This is a genomic window from Psychroflexus torquis ATCC 700755, from assembly GCF_000153485.2.
In the GTDB taxonomy this organism is placed as follows: Bacteria; Bacteroidota; Bacteroidia; order Flavobacteriales; family Flavobacteriaceae; genus Psychroflexus; species Psychroflexus torquis.
In genome coordinates this window covers 3,421,473-3,440,417 of sequence record NC_018721.1, presented here as the reverse complement: position 1 = coordinate 3,440,417, position 18,945 = coordinate 3,421,473, and the positions used below count along the sequence as shown (strand labels likewise).

Here is an 18,945-nt window from a genome sequence, read left to right as displayed (position 1 = left end):
CTCTATATCTTGAACTATTTTTACACATTCCTTTTTGTTATAATAACTTCTTCTGTCTTTTCCCAAACAGCCACCGTGCAAGGAATTATTTTCGATGAAAGTAGAAATCCTATTGCCTCTGCTAACGTGAGTACATCTCAAGGAGGGACAGTAAGCAATTCCAACGGATTTTACCAACTAAAAATCACTGCTGGACAAACTTTAAAATTGAAAATATCCTATATAGGATTTAAGCCCATTACTGCAAAGCTTAACTTGAAAAAAAATCAAGTTGAAGAACTTAATTTTATCCTCAAAACCAGTATCGAACAAATTGGAGAGGTTATCCTTGAAAATGATGGAAGAACTAGGATTGAAGGGATTACCACATTAGATCCAGAAACCATCAGAAAAATTCCAGGGGCCAATGCTGGTGTTGAAAATTTGCTTAAAACCTTACCAGGAGTCAATTCCAATAATGAACTAAGTACACAGTATTCTGTAAGAGGGGGGAATTTTGATGAAAACTTAGTGTATGTCAATGATATTGAGATTTATAGACCTTTTTTAATAAGAAGTGGTCAACAAGAAGGATTGAGTTTTGTAAATACCGATTTGGTTCGAAATGTTGAGTTTTCAGCTGGTGGATTTAAAGCGAGGTACGGAGATAAAATGTCTTCGGTTTTGGATATAGAGTATAGAAGACCTGTCAATTTTGGTGGTAGTTTTGAGGCGAGTTTTCTTGGAGGAAGTGCCTCTGTAGAAGGTGTTTCTAAAAACAAGAAACTTTCCGCCATAGTTGGGATGCGCTATCGAGACAATTCTTTATTCGTAAATGCAAATGAAACTGAAGCCAATTTTAAACCCAGATTTGCAGACGTACAAACCTTCTTAACTTATCAATTTAATCCCAAATTTGAAATCAGTTTTTTAGGAAATATAGCTGTAAACTCGTACAGTTATGAGCCATTCACCAGACAGACTAATTTTGGAACTATAGACGATCCCCAAGCCTTATTGATTTTTTATGAAGGTGAAGAAGAAAGCCTTTACGAAACCTATCTTGGAGCTTTTAAAGCGACCTATAAACCCAATGATAGCTATACAGGAAAGTTTATCGCTTCCGCTTACCATACAAAAGAACAAGAGTATTTTGATATTTTAGCAAATTACAGATTAGGAAGTGTGAGTACAGATTTTGGGGATGGTAATTTAGGTGAAGTTGAATTTACAGAAGGTGCAGGTTCTCAATTTACACATGCTAGAAATAATCTGGATGCTTTAATCTTTAATCTTCAACATTTAGCTAGTCATCAAATTGATGAACACCTTATTGAATATGGAGCTAGGTATTCCCATGAAGACATTAGAGACCGTTTACAAGAGTATGAAGTCATTGACTCTGCTGGATTTAGTGTTCGTCCTCCACTACCCGATTTTGGAAACGATCAACCCTACAATCCCTTTGAGGCTCCTATTGAAGCATTCCAGAGCATAAGAGCTCTTAACTTTACGAAAATCGACAGAATTACTGCTTTTTTACAATGGAGCTATAGAACTCGACTAGGAAATTCTAAGGTATGGATGAATGCTGGAGTGAGGAGCCAAGCTTGGAGAGTCTCAGGAGAAGGAATTGAATCCAACACCCAGCAAGTGGTAAGCCCGAGGGGTCAAGTTTCCATAAAACCAGATTGGGATAAAGACATGGTCTTTCGCTTATCGGGAGGATTTTATCATCAACCGCCATTCTATAGAGAATTAAGAGATTCTACTGGAACTGTTGTCCCAGATGTAAAAGCTCAAGAATCTATACATATCGTGGCTGGAAACGATTATAGTTTTAAACTTTGGGATAGACCGTTCAAGCTGGTGACTGAAGGCTATTATAAAAAACTCAATAATGTAAATCCGTATACCATAGAAAACGTAAGAATACGCTATCGAGCACGAAATGATGCTGAAGCCTATGCTTATGGATTGGACATGCGCCTCAACGGAGAATTTGTCCCTGGCACAGAAAGCTGGTTTAGTTTTGGTTATTTAAAAACCGAAGAACGCCAAGGTGATCGGGAATATATCGCTCGCCCTACAGACCAACGTCTCAAATTTGCAGCCTTGTTCCAAGATTATGTGCCCAATATGCCAAAATTGAAATTATACCTCAACTTGGTTTATAATACTGGACTTCCAGGAGGATCACCACAGTTTGAAGACCCTTATGACTACCAGAGTAGATTATCCGATTATCAACGTTTGGATGTTGGATTTTTTTATGCTTTAAAAGAGGCTAACGACACTTTTAAAGAGAACCATTGGCTGAATATATTTGAAAACTTAGATGTTGGTTTTGAAATTTTTAATATGTTTGATAGATTGAATTCTATCACCAATACTTTTGTAAGAGATTCCTCCTCTCGAAATCAATTTGCAATTCCGAACTTTTTGAGTCCTCGAGTTTTTAACTTAAAACTATCCGCTAGCTTTTGAAGTTGATAAGCTTTTTAAAGTTGAGACCACGTAGTCCAATTCTTCTTTGGTCGTGTATTTAGAAAAAGAAAACCTTAATCCAGGGTAGTCTAAATTCTTACCGTACACCTCATTTAAAACGAAAGAGCCAAGTTGAGCTCCGCTTTGACATGCACTTCCTTTGGAACAGGCAATACCTTTAAGGTCTAATTGAAACAGCATCATATCAGATTCCGCCTGTGAGAGCGGAATACTCACATTTACTAAAGTGTAGGTGCTTTTATCCAAATCGCCAGAATGTCCATTAAATCGTATACCAGAAATTGCTTCCTTCAAGCTTGATATAAAATAACTTTTTAAAGATTTTATATAAGTTGCTTCTTTCTCAAGATTGGCATAAGCAAGCTCCATAGCTTTCTGTAAACCAACGATGTTATGGATACTTTCGGTTCCTGCTCTTAATTCTCGCTCTTGAGAACCTCCGTGTATCAATGGCTTAAGTTGAGCTCTGTTTCTTACATACATAAATCCAGCTCCTTTAGGACCGTGAAATTTGTGAGCACTTACCGCAATAAAATCAACAGGAAGTTGCGATAAATTCATTTCATAGTGACCAACAGATTGTACTGTATCACTATGGAAATACGCCGCATAGGTATGGCATAATTCCCCAACGGCTTTGAGATCTAATATATTTCCAATCTCATTGTTGATATGCATTAAGGACACTAAGGTTTTTGAGTCTGTATCTGATTTTAATAAAGTTTCCAAGTGGGAAAGGTCTACAGAACCATGTTCATCAAGATTTACAAAATCCAATTTTATTCTGTTCTCAAGATCTAAAAATTCCACACAATTTAAAACAGCATGGTGTTCAATTTTGGAAGAAATAATACGGGTAACTCCTAGATCTCTAACGGCACAATTGATAGCTGTATTATCCGCTTCAGTTCCTCCAGATGTAAACACAATGCTAGAGGAAGGGACATGAAGTAAGGCAGAAATTGATTTTCTAGCGTTTTCTAAAGCTGCTTTTGCCTTTCTTCCAAAAGCATGCGTCGACGAAGGATTTCCAAAGTTGGTTTGCATGCTTTCATGCATGGCAGAAATCACCTCTATATCTAGTTGAGTCGTTGCGGCGTTATCCAAATAAACTGTATCCATTCTATTCCCTTTATTATATCACAAAAGTAAATCAAATATATATGGAATCGCTCAAGTGTTTTATATTTGAATTCATTTTAAGACTATGCAACGACTATTTTTATTATCTATACTAAGTTTATTACTTTTCTCTTGTGATGATGGAGATATCATCGTCAGCGATTTCAATTTTGATCAAAACTCAGCACTCAATTTATGTGAATTTGCAGGCGATAGAAAAGTCTTGCATATCGTTACTGAATCCAATGAAGCTATTTCCCTGATTTTTGATCAAAACATTTTAGAAAATGTTGAAAATATTATAAGTCCTGAAACTTTCTCAGTCACTATCAATAATTCTAATCGCGTTAACTATAGACGATTAAATGGCAGCGTTGAAAGTAACATTTATTTCTGTCAAGAGATTCCTCCTAGTGAACCTACGGTTATTGAAGAATTCACAAGTACTACGGGGGGGAATGTGGAATTTACCATTACAAGAACATCAGATTCAGGAGTAGATACCGATGGTGACGGGATAGATGATATAGATGAACAAGGTCCAGATAACGATATCTTCAATTATGATACAGACGGTGATGGGCTTCCCAACTTCTTGGATATAGATGACGATAATGATAATGTACTCACTAACGTGGAAATTGAAATAGATATAGATTTTGGAATCGATCTAGATACTGATGGCGATGGTATTCCAGATTACCTAGACTCCGATGATGACGGCGATGGAGTGATTACTAGATATGAAGATTTGAATGCTTTTGAAGAAGGCACTACATCAAGACCTGTTTTGAATCCACTTAACGATGACACCAATGATAACGGTATTCCAAATTATTTAGACGAAACAGTTTTTGAAAGTTTGGTTATAGATATTTTTAGAGAAAATAGCGTTTCAAGGCGATTCAATATCACTGTCGTCTTTAATAATATTACATTAGAAAATGCAACTACCCAAAGAACGATACGTTTAGACTCACAAGGCTTTGGGGTTTTCACTTTTGGAACAAATGATGAAATCTTAGAATTTAGATAAGTCTTAGGTCTTGCAAATTTTAGTCAACATACCGTTAAAGATAAAGAAATGGAAGGGAAGCATAGAATACCAATACAGTCTTCCAATGAGTCCTTTAGGTCTAAACGTAGCATTTTGGTGGACTACATTTTCATCGTCTATATAAAATTCTAACCAAGCTTCCCCAGGAACCCTCATTTCTGCAAAAAGCAAAAGTCGGCGCTCTTCTTTATCCGCCATCAATACTCTCCAAAAATCCAGAGAATCTCCAGAATTAATTTTATCTGGATTTGTTCTTCCACGACGGAGTCCTACTCCACCTGATAGTTTGTCAAAATAACCGCGAATTTTCCAAAGTGTGTTCGCATAATACCATCCATTTTTACCGCCGATGGCCCAAATTTTTTCTAGGGCTTCTTTAGGATCATCTGCTTTCATTTGTTGATGATCGTGTAAACAACCAAATTTAGGAACTTTTATATATTTGTTCAAATCCTTTTGAGAATATCTACTACTTACTTTAGAATCTTTCCAGCTAGATATGACTTGATTCTGTTCAATTTTTATAAAAGCCATTTCTATGGCTTCTTCATAAGTGTGAGGTTTTATGCCTAAAATATCTTGCAACCTTTTGTCTTTTGCAATCACATTTATCCGCATACTATCGACAAGATTAGAAGCTAGTTTATAAGATGTTGACGTGACAAAATATAACCAATAAGAAGAGAGCTTTGGGGTCATAATGGGAACATTAACGATGGTGAGACTCAGACCTCTCACCTTAGCGTAATTTTTCATCATATTCTTATACGTTAAGACATCCGGTCCACCGATGTCAAAAGAAGCATCATAAGTTTCTTCCTTTCCTAACACACCCGTCAGAAACTTTAAAACATCCCTTATCCCAATTGGTTGGCATCTTGTATTCACCCATTTTGGGGTAATCATCAAAGGCAACTTCTCACATAAGTCTCTTATAATTTCAAAAGAAGCACTTCCCGATCCCACTATAATTCCAGCTCTTATTACTGTAAGATGATAATTCCCTTTATAAAGAATACTTTCTACATTTTTACGGGATTCTAGATGTTTTGAAAGGTTATCTTCATTCACAATTCCACTTAAAAAGATCACCTGCTTGACTTGGGTGTCTTTCATGTAGGTGTTAAAATGATTAGCGGTGATTTGTTCTTTATCAGAAAAGTCTGATGTTGAACTGGACATAGAATGCACGAGATAATAGGCCACATCAATATCTTTTGGAATAAGATTAGGTTTTACCTCATCTAGTAAATCCATCTCTATGATGTCAATCCTTTCTTTGGTTTCTTTATCAACGGAGAGCCGGTCGGCACTTCTTACAGCACAGACCACTTGGTGACCTTGCTCAAGCAATAAAGGCAAAACCCTCATCCCTATATAGCCATTAGCACCTGTGAGAAGTATTTTCATATATTAATAGTTTTCAAAATCACTCGAAAAATTATCAGCCTTGTATTTAAGGATCTTCTTTAAAAATTCATGATTACGCTTTTCTTTAGCTTCTACCTTAACAAAATAATTGTCCTTATAAATAGAATACACTTTGGATTGTCCTTTGTATAGTTTCAATTTATAATATGGAATCACCAGAGCATAAGTTTCAAGCAATGATCTGAAGGTGACAATAATTCCTTTAGGCCTCATTTCCACTCCACAAATATTCATATTATTATCTAAGACAAGCAAGTTATGGATCTGTATACTAGTGGAGTGAATGTGAAGTTTACCAGATCCTATCCCATTCATTTTTAATCTATCTAAAAGGGTAAAAGGCTGGCCTACTTCTGTATCGATTTGCTGTTTAATCTTAGGTCTGTTGTAGGAAACATTTAAAAGCATTTTTATTTTTAAATATACTGAATTCCATGCTCACATGTTGAAATGACCTCTAATTTTTAGATTATATTTGTAACTGAAACACCTTATTCATGACTCTAGAAGCGCAACTTTCTAAATACGTTACCAAATATATCCAAGACAACCACGACATCGATGTCCAATCTTTTGAATTTCAACTCACTAGAAAGGAATTCAAAGGTGATTTGACCTTAGTTGTCTTTCCTTTATTAAGGCATATTAAAACCAATCCTGTTCAACTCGGTGAACAAATTGGAGAGTATCTATCAAAGCACTCTAGTTTGGTATCCGAATTTAATGTTGTTAAAGGGTTTTTAAATTTATCATTAACTGAATCTTACTTTAAAGATCTTGTGGTTTCAATGAGTCAGGATGAAAATTTTGGATTTAGAAAAGCCACCCCTACTAGTCAGAAGGTAATGGTTGAATATTCTTCACCGAACACCAATAAACCATTACATCTTGGACATATCCGAAATAACTTACTAGGGTTTTCAGTCGCTGAAATTCAAAAAGCTGCTGGTAAACACGTCTACAAAACACAAATTATCAACGATCGCGGTATCCACATCTGTAAAAGTATGCTGGCATGGCAAAAATTCGGTGAGGAGGAGACTCCAGAATCTTCTGGCCTCAAAGGTGATCACTTGGTAGGAAAATATTATGTTAAATTTGATAAGGCCTATAAATCGGAAATTGAAAATTTACTAAAAGAAGGAAAAACAGAAGAAGAAGCTAAAAAACAAGCTCCTATTTTACTCGAAGCCCAAAATATGCTTCAAAAATGGGAAGCGGGAGATCTTGAAGTTGTAAAACTTTGGAAAACCATGAATAAATGGGTGTATGAAGGGTTCGAAACTACCTATACTAACCTAGGGGTCAATTTTGATAAAAATTATTATGAAAGCGATACTTATATTTTAGGTAAAGACCATATAAAAACTGGCTTAGAAACTGGTGTTTTCTTTACTAAAGACGATGGCAGTGTATGGATTGATCTATCGAATGAAGGCTTAGATGAAAAAATAGTTCTTCGATCTGATGGTACCTCCGTTTATATGACTCAGGATATTGGTACGGCAATACAACGTGTGACCGATTACGATATCGATGAAATGATATATACGGTAGGGAATGAACAAGATTATCATTTCAAAGTACTCTTTCTGATTTTAAAGAAACTTGGTTTCGAATGGGCAGAACACCTTTATCACTTAAGTTATGGGATGGTCGATCTACCCAGCGGAAAAATGAAAAGCCGTGAAGGTAAGGTGGTGGATGCAGATGACTTGATCGAAGAGATGACCTCAACTGCCAGATCTATTTCTCAGGAGTTAGGAAAACTTGAAGGCTACGACGATGATGAAAAAAACAGGTTGTATAAAATGATTGGTTTAGGGGCTCTAAAGTATTATATCCTTAAAGTAGATCCTAAAAAGAGAATCTTATTTGACCCTAAGGAGTCTGTAGACTTTCAAGGGAATACAGGGCCTTTTATACAGTACACTTACGCCAGAATTCAATCGATCTTAAGAAAGGGAAAAAAAGAATCGAAAGACTTGAATCTTTCTAGTTACGAATTCAATAGCAAAGAGAAATCCTTAATTAAAATTTTAAACCAGTTTCCTGAGCTCATTCAACAAGCTGCAGAACAGTATAGTCCTGCGCTTATCGCAAATTACGTGTATGATCTCGTTAAAGAATTTAATTCTTTTTATCAGAATGTATCTATTCTTGGAGCGGACGAGGAACACCAAATTGAATTTAGAGTAGAGCTATCTCGATTGGTAGGAGAGGTCATCAAGAAAAGTTTTAAGGTTCTTGGAATCGAGGTACCAAATCAGATGTAAAGTAAGTTTGTTTTAAAAACTGACGCAAGAATCTACCTCCTAGAAGCTTAAGTTGTCATTCAACACTTGACTGAATTCGGTTAGCAGACATGTGTATTTCAGACTATTAAAACATCGATGTCCATTACATAAAAAAACCCCAGCTCGAAATTTTGAGAGACAGGGGTTTATTTCTGATAACACTAGGTTTTAAAAATGCTTCCTTTCTTTACAAAGGAATATTCCCATGTTTCCGTTTGGGTCTTTGCACGCTTTTATTTTCTAGCATTGCAAAAGCTTTCAACAACTTCCTACGGGTCTCTTTTGGCATAATCACCTCATCTATAAATCCGCGCTGAGCAGCCTTAAACGGATTTGCAAAGGTTTCTGCATATTCAGCTTCCTTTTCAGACAATTTCAATTCTGGATCTTCAGCATCTTGTATTTCTTTTCTGAAAATAATTTCACTAGCCCCTTTTGCCCCCATCACCGCAATTTCTGCAGTTGGCCAAGCAAAATTAAGGTCGGCTCCAATATGCTTAGAGTTCATCACATCATAAGCACCGCCGTAAGCTTTCCTAGTAATAACGGTGACTCTTGGAACTGTAGCTTCACTTAAGGCATAGAGCAACTTGGCCCCATGAAGTATAATACCATTCCATTCCTGATCGGTTCCTGGTAAAAAGCCTGGTACATCTACGAGAACTAATAGAGGGATGTTGAAGGCATCACAAAACCTAACAAACCTCGCTGCTTTTTTAGAGGCATCTACATCTAAAACCCCCGCTAAACTCATTGGCTGATTAGCCACAATACCTACACTTCTTCCACCCAGTCTCGAAAACCCAACTAAAATATTTTCTGCGTAATTTTTATGTACTTCAAAAAATGAGTCTGTATCGATAATCCCTTTAATGACATCATGCATATCATAAGGTTTATTGGGACTGTCAGGAATTAAACTATCTAATTCTTTACGAGTCTCATCATCAAGAGAAACTTTTAATTTTTCAGCAGTTTCCGTATTATTTTGTGGAATATAACTCAACAATTTTTTGATGTGTTCCAAACATTCAACATCATTAACAGATGTAAAATGAGTCACTCCAGATTTAGTAGAATGCGTGCTAGCCCCTCCAAGTTCTTCGGAAGTAACTTCTTCATTGGTCACTGTTTTTACAACATTTGGCCCTGTTACAAACATATAGCTTGTATTTTCTACCATAAACGTAAAATCGGTAATAGCGGGAGAATAGACAGCACCCCCGGCACAAGGTCCCATTATGGCAGAAATCTGAGGAATAACGCCAGATGCCTGAACATTTCTATAAAAAATATCGGCATATCCACCGAGAGATCTCACCCCCTCTTGAATTCTAGCGCCTCCTGAATCATTTAAACCTATAATGGGCGCTCCAACTTTAAGGGCATGGTCCATTAACTTACAGATTTTCTCAGCATGAGTTTCTGATAATGCTCCACCAAAGACAGTAAAATCTTGTGCATAAACATACACGAGTTTGCCATTTACAGTTCCATAACCCGTGACTACTCCATCTCCATAATAGATTTGCTTTTGCATATCAAAATCGGTCGTCCTATGGGTCACTAGAGCGCCAATTTCTTCAAAAGAACCTTCGTCCAAAAGATAATCGACCCGCTCTCGAGCAGTTAATTTCTTTTTGGCATGTTGTTTTTCTATTCGCTTTAAACCTCCACCAAGCTTGGCTTTTTCGAGTTTATCTTGAAGTATTTTTATGTTTTTACTCATTGGTTTTTAATTTCTGATGGAACTTCTGGTAATCTTAGTTTTTTTTGATCAGCTTGGTACTGTTTCATAGCCATTAAAGCAGCTAAATAGGCTTCTTCTTTCACCTCTTCTTCAAGCACTTTTGGAGTATAATAATTTTTAACGAAATGAGTATCAAAATCACCAGAACGGAAAGCTTCATGGTTAAAAACAAATTTTCCAAAGGGTAAAGTCGTTGCTACTCCTCTTACTTCATAAAGATTTATAGCCTCAAGCATAAGCTGTAAAGCTTCTTCTCTATCTTTCCCATAAGTGACTAATTTTGACAACATAGGATCGTAATAAATAGGGATTTCCATTCCTTCTTCAAAACCATCGTCCACTCGTATCCCAGGTCCTGATGGTTTTCTATAACGTTCTAGTGTCCCTACACTTGGTAAGAAATCATCTGTTGGATCCTCCGCATAAACACGGAGTTCTAAAGCATGGCCTGTAATTTTCAAGTCTTTTTGAGAAAAGCCCAAAACTTCGCCCCTAGCAATTCTTATTTGTTGCTCTACGAGATCAATTCCAGAAATTAATTCTGTTACTGGATGTTCCACTTGCAAACGCGTATTCATTTCTAAAAAGTAGAAGTTTTTCTTCTCATCCATAAGAAACTCAACAGTTCCAGCACCCACATAATCACAAGACTTCGCAACGTCAATAGCCGCTTGTCCCATTTTCTCTCTCAATTGAGGAGTCAGAATAGTAGAAGGTGCTTCTTCTACCACTTTTTGATGTCTTCGTTGAACAGAACATTCTCTTTCAAATAAATGCAGAACATTACCATGGGTATCTGCCAGGATTTGAATTTCTATGTGTCTAGGAGAACTTACGTATTTTTCAATAAAAACAGCACCATTTCCAAAAGCAGACTCAGCTTCACTGATAGCTCTTTTCATCTGTTCTTCGAGTTTTGCCTCTTCTTCTACCACGCGCATTCCTTTCCCTCCTCCACCTGCAGAAGCTTTTATGAGAATGGGATACCCTATTTCATTAGCGATTTCTATAGCTTTAGCGGTATTCGTAACGGCTTCATCTATTCCAGGAACCATAGGAATATCATAATTTTTAACCGTTTCCTTCGCTGAAAGCTTATCCCCCATAATTCTAATAGCATGAGATTTTGGTCCTATAAAAGCGATTTCATTTTGTTCTACTTTTTCTGCAAAATCTGCATTTTCACTTAAGAACCCGTAGCCCGGATGTATCCCGTCCACAGAGAGTGACTTGGCAATTTCTATAATTTTATCTCCCAATAAATAGGATTGATTGGAAGGAGCTGGCCCCACACAAAACGCCTCATCTGCAAATCTCACATGAGGTGCATTTCTATCGGCTTCAGAAAAGATAGCAACACTTTTTATTCCCATTTGTTTAATGGTTTTCATTACACGTAAAGCAATCTCTCCTCTATTAGCGACTAATATTTTTTTCATTACTGCGTATTTTTATTCCATTTCGATTAAAACTTCGTTTTTAGTAACGGTCTTTCCTTTAGCGATACTTATGGATTTTATCACTGCATCTCGTGGGGCTAAAATGGTATTTTCCATTTTCATAGCTTCCAAAACTAAAAGATTATCACCTTCTTTAACCTCTTGCCCTTCTGACACCATAATGTCTAGAATCATTCCTGGCATAGGTGCTTTTACATCGTTTATGACTTTTAAAGCGGATAAAGAAAGTCCCATATCCTTAATAAGAATATCCAATTCGTTGGATATTTCAACTTTATAAAGATTGGAGTTGATCTTAACCGTGTAGGTTCTATTTAGAAAATCAGATTCTACGATTTTAGAAGTTACCGATTTATGATTCACCAATAAATGATATGCCCCTCCCGAAGTTTTTTGAACATCTAGATCTTGAATCTGATCTTGCGTAAATTCAAAATCGTGAGTATCATCTACTCTAGCGTTAAGCAAATGTTTCATAGTTTTAAAGAATTTGAGGTAAATATAATAGATTTTGGATAGGATTTCCGTTTCAAAGAAAATTAGACAACTTAGAAAAATTAAATTTTAAACTATTTTCACAGCTTTGTTTGCCTTAAAGAATTTCTATAGCAAAAGTTTTAATAATCGCAGAACAGGACGTTTCTCTAAAAAAGAATTAGGCACATAGAAATTCTCTTAGATTTTGCAATGAAAACCATCGAATTCATTCTAATGCTTATATTTGCTCGATATATTTTATAGTCATGCAACATCAAGATCTTCCAGTAAAACCTTATGCCACTAATTTTGGGGTTATCTATGGTGGTTATTCCATATTAATTATGGTTTTGCTTTATGCGTTCAATCTGGAATCCAACACAGCCATCTCTATTTTTAACTTTATAATTACAGTAGCTATCGTCTGGTATGCCATTCATCTCTACAAAATTGATAATGAAGGGCAAATTGACTTAACGACTTCAATAAAGTTAGGCCTTGCTATTGGAGTTATTGGAGGTTTAATTTATGGAGGCTATAATTACATTCATTATGAGTGGATTGAACCTGAGCTTATTACAGAAATGAAAATGACTAATGAAGCTGAGATGGAAGCCTTAATTGAGCGGCAGCAAATGAGTGAAGAAGAAGCACAAATGACGAGAGATATGTCGGGTGCCTTTGCTTCTCCTTTTACACTAGCCACCCTAAGTTTACTTTCTATTATTTTTAAGACTTTTCTTGTGGGTCTTATCGTAGGTATGGTTAAACGAAATAATTGATAGACTATGGATATATCAATTATTATTCCTCTACTTAATGAGTCTGAGTCTCTTTTAGAATTACAGTCTTGGATTAATTCTGTGATGGAAAAACATGGTTTTAAGCATGAAATTATCTTTATTAACGATGGGAGTACAGATGATTCCTGGGAAATTATAAAACAACTTCACTCTGAATTTAATAGCGTTAAAGGTATTAATTTTAATAAAAACTACGGGAAATCTCAAGCACTACATGCCGGATTTATTGAGGCTAAAGGGAGGGTCGTGATCACTATGGATGCGGACTTACAAGATAATCCTGAAGAAATTCCAGAGCTATATAAACTTATTACTGAAGAGAATTACGATCTTATCTCTGGTTGGAAAAAGAAAAGATACGATTCCATCATTTTTAAAAACTTACCATCAAAAATTTTTAATAAAGCAGCACGATGGACTTCTGGGTTAAAACTTCACGACTTCAATTGTGGACTTAAAGCCTATAAGCTTCAAGTTGTAAAACATATTAATGTTAACGGTGAAATGCATCGCTATATACCTGTTTTAGCTAAACAGGCAGGATTCTCAAGAATTAGTGAAAAAATAGTTCAACACCAGGCTAGAAAATACGGTAAAACCAAATTTGGTGCAGAACGATTTATCAACGGATTTTTAGATCTAGTAACCCTTTGGTTTTTTGCTAAATTTGGTAAGCGACCTATGCATTTTTTTGGAGCCATAGGTGTGTTGATGTTTTTAGTAGGTCTCCTTTCTGCTATTTGGATAGGATCCTCTAAATTATATAAGCTTTGGAATGGGCTACCAAATATCTTGGTTGTGAATAATCCTTGGTTTTATATAGCTTTGTCAGCTATGATTATAGGTGTACAAATGTTTTTAGCTGGTTTTTTAGGAGAGTTATTATTAAGAACAAAAAGTGATCAAAAACGATATTTAATTTCAGAAAAAATTTAAAAAGAATATAATGAGTGATTTTTTAGATAAAGCAAAAGAGTGGCTTACAGAGACCTTCGATAAAACTACCAATAAAGAAGTACAAGACTTAATGGACTCTAAATCAGAGTTACTAGAGGAGAGTTTCTTTCAAGATTTGGGTTTTGGCACTGGTGGAATGCGCGGTATAATGGGAGTGGGTACCAGCAGAATAAACAAATACACCTTAGGTAAAAACACCCAGGGGATTTCAAATTACATGAAATCTGTCTTTCCAGATGAAAAACTAAAAGTTGTCATCGCTTTTGATTGCAGACATAATAGTATGGAATTTGCTCATCAAGTAGCAGGCGTCTTTTCTGCCAATGGGATACAAGCCTATATCTTTCCTGAATTGAGACCTACTCCTCTTCTCTCCTATTCGGTAAGACACCTTGGATGCCAATGTGGAATCATGCTTACAGCAAGTCACAATCCACCAGAGTATAATGGATATAAGGTCTATTGGGAGGATGGAGGACAGCTCGTGCCACCTCAAGATTTGGATATTATTTCTGAAATAAATGCATTAAATTTCTCTGATATTAATTTTGAAAGCCAATCAGATTTAATTGAAGTTTTAGATGATTCTGTAGAAAAAGCATATCTAAAAAAAGCAGTGGAAAATGTAAATTTCAATCTTCCTGCTGAGTCCAAAAAAAATCTCAACATCACTTTTACCTCTTTGCATGGGACCTCCATTACAACAGTTCCTCAATTACTAGAAAATGCAGGTTACCCCAATTTAAACTTGGTCTCTTCTCAATCTGAACCAGATCCTGAATTTCCAACGGTTAAATCTCCAAATCCTGAAGAGCCTGATGCTTTAAAACTCGCACTAAAACTAGCCAACGAAAAGAAGAGCGATCTAGCTATAGGAACAGACCCTGACGGAGACCGATTGGGTATTGCAGTAAGGAATAGAAAAGGGGAACTCACCTTGCTCAATGGCAACCAAACCATGGTGCTCATGACTTGGTACTTACTAGAAAAAGTAAAAGAAAGCAATAGTTTAAAAGAGTCTCACTTTATTGCCTCTACAATAGTATCGACACCTCTTATGAGAGTTTTGACCGAAGCGTATGGTGTGAAGTATATGGAAAGCCTCACCGGCTTTAAGTGGATTGCAAAATTAATAAAAGATAATCCTACCCTAGATTATATTGGTGGTGGTGAAGAGAGTTTTGGTTATATGGTAGGGGATTTTGTTAGAGACAAGGATGCGAATACGGCGATATTACTTGTTTGTGAAATGGCTGCAGAGTTAAAATCAAAAGGATCTTCTATTTATGAACAGCTGATTGATATTTACATAGAGCATGGTTTTTTTAAAGAACATTTAGTGTCCCTCGTCAAAAGTGGAATTGAAGGAGCTAAAGAAATTAAAGCTAAAATGATAGAGTTGCGCAATAACCCACCTAAAGAGATCAACGGAGAAGAAGTGGTGCTTATTGAAGACTATCAAACTTCAATAGCTAAGAATATGCAATCTCATGAAACGCATAACATCAACCTGCCAAAATCTAATGTTTTAATTTACTATACAGAAAACGGGACCAAAGTCGCTGCTAGACCCAGTGGAACAGAACCGAAAATTAAATTCTATATCAGTGTAAATTCAACTCTCAAAACAAAAAATGATTTTGAAGAGATCGATTCAGAATTGTCTTCAAAAATTGAACATATAAAAGCCGATTTAGGTATTTAAAAATCAGAATAACACTAAATGAATTATTTTAAAAAAATACTTCGCTTTGCGAAACCTTATAAGAAATATGCAGTGCTTAATATCATTGCCAATATTTTTTATGCTCTCTTTAGCGCCTTATCATTTATAGCTCTTATTCCTATGTTGGATGTGCTTTTTAAAGGAAAAGATGCAACAAAAATTACTGAGCCACCAGTTTACAATGGCATCGGTAAAGCCCAAGATTATTTTAAAGACTATTTGTCATTTCAAGTCAATGAGTACGCCCAAGATGATGTTTCCATTGCTTTGATTTTGGTCATCAGTTTGGTGATCGTCTTATTTTTTCTTAAAAATATTTCAAACTACATCGCCATGTATTTCATAACCTTTCTTAGAAATGGCACATTGAAGGACTTGCGAAATGCCCTTTACAAGAAAACCATAGAATTGCCTCTTTCTCATTATTCTGAAAAGCGAAAAGGAGATACCATTGCTAGAATTACCAGCGATGTTTTAGAAATACAACACTCGTTTTTATCTATTTTAGAATTGATTGTTAGAGAACCCCTCACTATTTTATTTACCATTGGAGCGATGTTATTCATTAGCCCAGAGTTAACTGTTTTTGTCTTTATTTTTATTCCCATCTCTGGATTTATCATTTCATTAATAGGAAAATCTTTAAAGAAAAAGTCGGATAAAGTACAGCAAGAACAGGGCTTGTTTTTATCGATTTTAGAAGAGACCTTAGGGGGGCTCAAAATCATCAAGGGCTTTAATGCTGAATCCATTTTCTACACCAAGTTTAAATCTTCCACCCAAAATTTTAACGATTTTTCCAATAAATTACTAAACCGACAAAATTTAGCTTCGCCTGCTAGCGAATTTTTAGGAATAAGTGTTATTGCTGTTTTATTATGGTATGGAGGGACAATGGTTTTAGTCGGCGAGACTCTAGACGGACCTATGTTTATAGCCTATATGGGCCTTGCCTATAATGTTTTAACGCCAGCTAAGGGCATTTCAAAAGCCTTCTATAATGTAAAGAAAGGAAATGCAGCGGCAGAGCGTGTTTTAGAAATTTTAGAAACAGAAAACAGCATTACAGATGCTGATAAGGCTATTGATAAAACTGAATTTAACTCTGAATTGACTTTAGAAAATATTTCATTCAAATATGAAAATGAATACGTCCTGAAGAATTTTCAAGCCACGGTCAAAAAAGGAAAAACAGTAGCTCTGGTGGGACAGTCTGGAAGTGGAAAATCTACCATTGCTAATTTGGTCACCCGGTTTTATGACATCACCGAAGGTGAAATAAAAATTGACGGTATCAATATTAAAGACATGTCACAAAGTTCTTTGAGAGGACTTATGGGCTTAGTCACTCAAGATTCAATTTTGTTTAACGATACCATCAAAGAAAATTTGAAAATCGGAAAACCCAATGCTACCGATGAAGAATTAATAGACTCTCTAAAAATCGCAAATGCTTATGAGTTTGTAAAAGAACTCCCTAAAGGTTTGGATACCAATATTGGAGATAGTGGAGGAAAATTAAGTGGTGGACAGAAGCAACGTCTATCCATCGCTCGAGCGGTTCTCAAAAACCCACCTATCATGATTTTGGATGAAGCGACTTCCGCTCTAGATACTGAAAGCGAACAACTTGTCCAAAAAGCTTTAGAAAACATGATGAAAAATAGAACGTCTCTAGTCATAGCCCATCGCTTATCTACGATTAAAAATGCGGACACCATTATTGTTATGCATCAAGGTGAAATTGTAGAGCAAGGAAGACATGATGAATTGATTGCTAATGAAGGAGTCTATAAAAAATTGGTTAATATGCAGTCTTTTGAATAAGCAATACTATTGAAAGAGGACGAAATCATAGATCATTTACAAAAAGGCACCAAAACTAATGAGGCCTTTCAAGCCCTTATCTCTAAGCACAAGGTTAGGCTATATTGGCACATAAGGACTATTGTAAAGTTACATGAAGATGCCGATGACGTATTACAAGATACCTTTATAAAGGTATTTAGAAATATCAAGTCGTTTAAGGGTGACAGTAAGCTCTTTAGCTGGATGTACAGAATCGCTACCAACGAGTCCATTACGTTTCTGAATAAGAAAGCAAAAAAGATGAAACTTTCAGACCAAGAGCTTAATGATTTTTTAATTGATTCTTTGGAAAGTGATGTTTATTTTGAAGGAAGTGAGATACAGTTTCAACTTCAAAAAGCTATTGATACACTACCTCAACAGCAAAAAACTGTTTTTAATATGCGTTACTTTGAAGATATCCCTTATGAGGAAATGTCAGAAATCCTAGGTTCAAGTGTTGGAGCATTAAAGTCTAACTACCACCATGCCAGAAAGAAAGTAGAAAAATTTTTAAAGAAAGATTAAACTTTCAAATCAAATTATAGTCTAAAATACAGATGGAACATAAATCACATATAAACACTAGCAAATCAGGATTTAAAGTTCCAAAAGGATACTTCGATTCCATTGACCAAACTATGGCTTGTAAAGTGAAATCAAAATCAGAAAATAGCAATTTCGGGTATAAAGTACCTAAGAGTTACTTTAAAGATTTTAGCCTTGCAGTCCCTTTAGAGGAAAGCTCAAGCAAAGTCATAAAGCTTAAAGAGTTAAGCAAGTGGGTAGCAGCGGCGTCTATACTAGCATTTGCAGTACTTGGCGCTCTATATATAAATGATATAAGTCCAGATGAAAATCTTCAATTTTCTGATTTAGATAGAGATATGATTGAGGATTATCTAGACTATAACATGGAGAATCCTGAAGAATTTATTGAATACGAAAATACATCATCGATTAATAGCATCGTAAATGATAATATCGTTAACTTGAAAGATAATGACATCTTGGAGTATTTAAATGACGAAATCGAAGATCAAGATTATGACAATGAATAGAAAAAAGATAATTATTACACTATGTCTATTAACTTTAGCCTTTTTTGCGGAAGCTCAAGACAGAGACACTGAGCAAATAGAACAGTTGAAAATTGCATTTTTTACTGAAAAATTAAACTTATCTGCTAAAGAAGCTGTAAGGTTTTGGCCCGTCTACAATCTTCATAACAAACGTTATGAAGAATTAAGGGATAAAGAGTGGTCTACTATTAAATCTAAATTAGAGATCATTGAAACCTTAAGTCAGAAAGAGGCTGAAGTTTTACTAGACAACTACATGTCATATAAGCAAGCTGGAGTAGATTACAGAGAGGATTTTGTAAAAAACCTCAAAGAAGTCATTACTTCCAAGCAAATCATGATGCTTAAAAAAGCTGAATATGATTTCAATAAAAAACTTTTGAAACAATACCAATCTGATAAGTCATCTAACGAGTAAATATCTATTTTTGCAGATTAAACCAAAATC

16 protein-coding genes are annotated in these 18,945 nt (G+C 35.6%); 10 read left to right on the top strand and 6 right to left on the bottom strand.

What is annotated here, in order from left to right; all coding sequences use genetic code 11:
• The first annotated feature begins 9 nt into the window (after nucleotides 1–9).
• The gene (locus P700755_RS14850) at nucleotides 10–2,466 is read left to right on the top strand and encodes a TonB-dependent receptor (protein ID WP_015025457.1); all 2,457 of its coding nucleotides are present in this window, start codon (nucleotides 10–12) and stop codon (nucleotides 2,464–2,466) included.
• On the opposite strand, the gene P700755_RS14845 is transcribed toward P700755_RS14850, so the two are convergent.
• Nucleotides 2,449–3,609, bottom strand: coding sequence for a cysteine desulfurase family protein (locus tag P700755_RS14845; protein ID WP_015025456.1), 1,161 nt, complete (start codon nucleotides 3,607–3,609; stop codon nucleotides 2,449–2,451). The two genes, P700755_RS14850 and P700755_RS14845, sit on opposite strands and share 18 nt — an antisense overlap.
• An 85-nt stretch (nucleotides 3,610–3,694) precedes the next feature.
• Here P700755_RS14845 and P700755_RS14840 point away from each other — a divergent pair, with 85 nt between their 5' ends.
• The gene (locus P700755_RS14840) at nucleotides 3,695–4,645 is read left to right on the top strand and encodes a hypothetical protein (RefSeq protein WP_015025455.1); all 951 of its coding nucleotides are present in this window, start codon (nucleotides 3,695–3,697) and stop codon (nucleotides 4,643–4,645) included.
• Between the two features lie 3 nt (nucleotides 4,646–4,648).
• On the opposite strand, the gene P700755_RS14835 is transcribed toward P700755_RS14840, so the two are convergent.
• Together P700755_RS14835 and P700755_RS14830 are read right to left on the bottom strand one after the other, a co-directional pair.
• Nucleotides 4,649–6,076, bottom strand: a complete 1,428-nt coding sequence (locus P700755_RS14835) for an SDR family oxidoreductase (protein WP_015025454.1) — start codon at nucleotides 6,074–6,076, stop codon at nucleotides 4,649–4,651.
• Between the two features lie 3 nt (nucleotides 6,077–6,079).
• Complete coding sequence (locus P700755_RS14830; RefSeq protein ID WP_015025453.1) at nucleotides 6,080–6,505, bottom strand: hypothetical protein; 426 nt, start codon at nucleotides 6,503–6,505, stop codon at nucleotides 6,080–6,082.
• A gap of 89 nt (nucleotides 6,506–6,594) precedes the next feature.
• Between P700755_RS14830 and argS the strand changes: the two genes are divergently transcribed.
• A complete protein-coding gene (gene argS, locus P700755_RS14825) occupies nucleotides 6,595–8,373 on the top strand; it encodes an arginine--tRNA ligase (protein WP_015025452.1) in 1,779 nt (592 codons plus the stop codon).
• 208 nt (nucleotides 8,374–8,581) lie between these two features.
• Here the strand turns inward: argS and P700755_RS14820 are convergent, their stop codons facing one another.
• From P700755_RS14820 to P700755_RS14810, 3 genes are read right to left on the bottom strand one after another with little or no spacing between them, the layout of a single operon-like run.
• Nucleotides 8,582–10,123: an acyl-CoA carboxylase subunit beta gene (locus tag P700755_RS14820; RefSeq protein ID WP_015025451.1), complete on the bottom strand. Its 1,542-nt coding sequence runs from the start codon at nucleotides 10,121–10,123 to the stop codon at nucleotides 8,582–8,584.
• Complete coding sequence (gene accC / locus P700755_RS14815; RefSeq protein ID WP_015025450.1) at nucleotides 10,120–11,583, bottom strand: acetyl-CoA carboxylase biotin carboxylase subunit; 1,464 nt, start codon at nucleotides 11,581–11,583, stop codon at nucleotides 10,120–10,122. The genes P700755_RS14820 and accC overlap by 4 nt, the downstream gene beginning before the upstream one ends.
• A gap of 12 nt (nucleotides 11,584–11,595) precedes the next feature.
• Nucleotides 11,596–12,081, bottom strand: a complete 486-nt coding sequence (locus P700755_RS14810) for a biotin/lipoyl-containing protein (protein WP_015025449.1) — start codon at nucleotides 12,079–12,081, stop codon at nucleotides 11,596–11,598.
• Nucleotides 12,082–12,347: 266 nt separating this feature from the next.
• Between P700755_RS14810 and P700755_RS14805 the strand changes: the two genes are divergently transcribed.
• Genes P700755_RS14805 through P700755_RS14775 form a run of 7 tightly spaced genes read left to right on the top strand, consistent with a single transcriptional unit; the run spans nucleotide 12,348 to nucleotide 18,915 of the window.
• Complete coding sequence (locus tag P700755_RS14805; protein ID WP_015025448.1) at nucleotides 12,348–12,863, top strand: DUF4199 domain-containing protein; 516 nt, start codon at nucleotides 12,348–12,350, stop codon at nucleotides 12,861–12,863.
• 6 nt (nucleotides 12,864–12,869) lie between these two features.
• Nucleotides 12,870–13,820 carry a glycosyltransferase family 2 protein gene (locus tag P700755_RS14800; RefSeq protein WP_015025447.1) on the top strand — a complete coding sequence of 317 codons (951 nt, stop codon included), beginning with the start codon at nucleotides 12,870–12,872 and terminating at the stop codon, nucleotides 13,818–13,820.
• A 10-nt stretch (nucleotides 13,821–13,830) separates the two neighbouring features.
• A complete protein-coding gene (locus tag P700755_RS14795) occupies nucleotides 13,831–15,546 on the top strand; it encodes a phospho-sugar mutase (protein WP_015025446.1) in 1,716 nt (571 codons plus the stop codon).
• Nucleotides 15,547–15,564: 18 nt separating this feature from the next.
• Nucleotides 15,565–17,394, top strand: coding sequence for an ABC transporter ATP-binding protein (locus tag P700755_RS14790; protein ID WP_015025445.1), 1,830 nt, complete (start codon nucleotides 15,565–15,567; stop codon nucleotides 17,392–17,394).
• 9 nt (nucleotides 17,395–17,403) lie between these two features.
• Nucleotides 17,404–17,943: an RNA polymerase sigma factor gene (locus P700755_RS14785; protein WP_015025444.1), complete on the top strand. Its 540-nt coding sequence runs from the start codon at nucleotides 17,404–17,406 to the stop codon at nucleotides 17,941–17,943.
• A 32-nt stretch (nucleotides 17,944–17,975) separates the two neighbouring features.
• The gene (locus tag P700755_RS14780; RefSeq protein ID WP_015025443.1) at nucleotides 17,976–18,476 is read left to right on the top strand and encodes a hypothetical protein; all 501 of its coding nucleotides are present in this window, start codon (nucleotides 17,976–17,978) and stop codon (nucleotides 18,474–18,476) included.
• Complete coding sequence (locus tag P700755_RS14775; RefSeq protein WP_015025442.1) at nucleotides 18,469–18,915, top strand: hypothetical protein; 447 nt, start codon at nucleotides 18,469–18,471, stop codon at nucleotides 18,913–18,915. The genes P700755_RS14780 and P700755_RS14775 overlap by 8 nt, the downstream gene beginning before the upstream one ends.
• Nucleotides 18,916–18,945 lie beyond the last annotated feature (30 nt).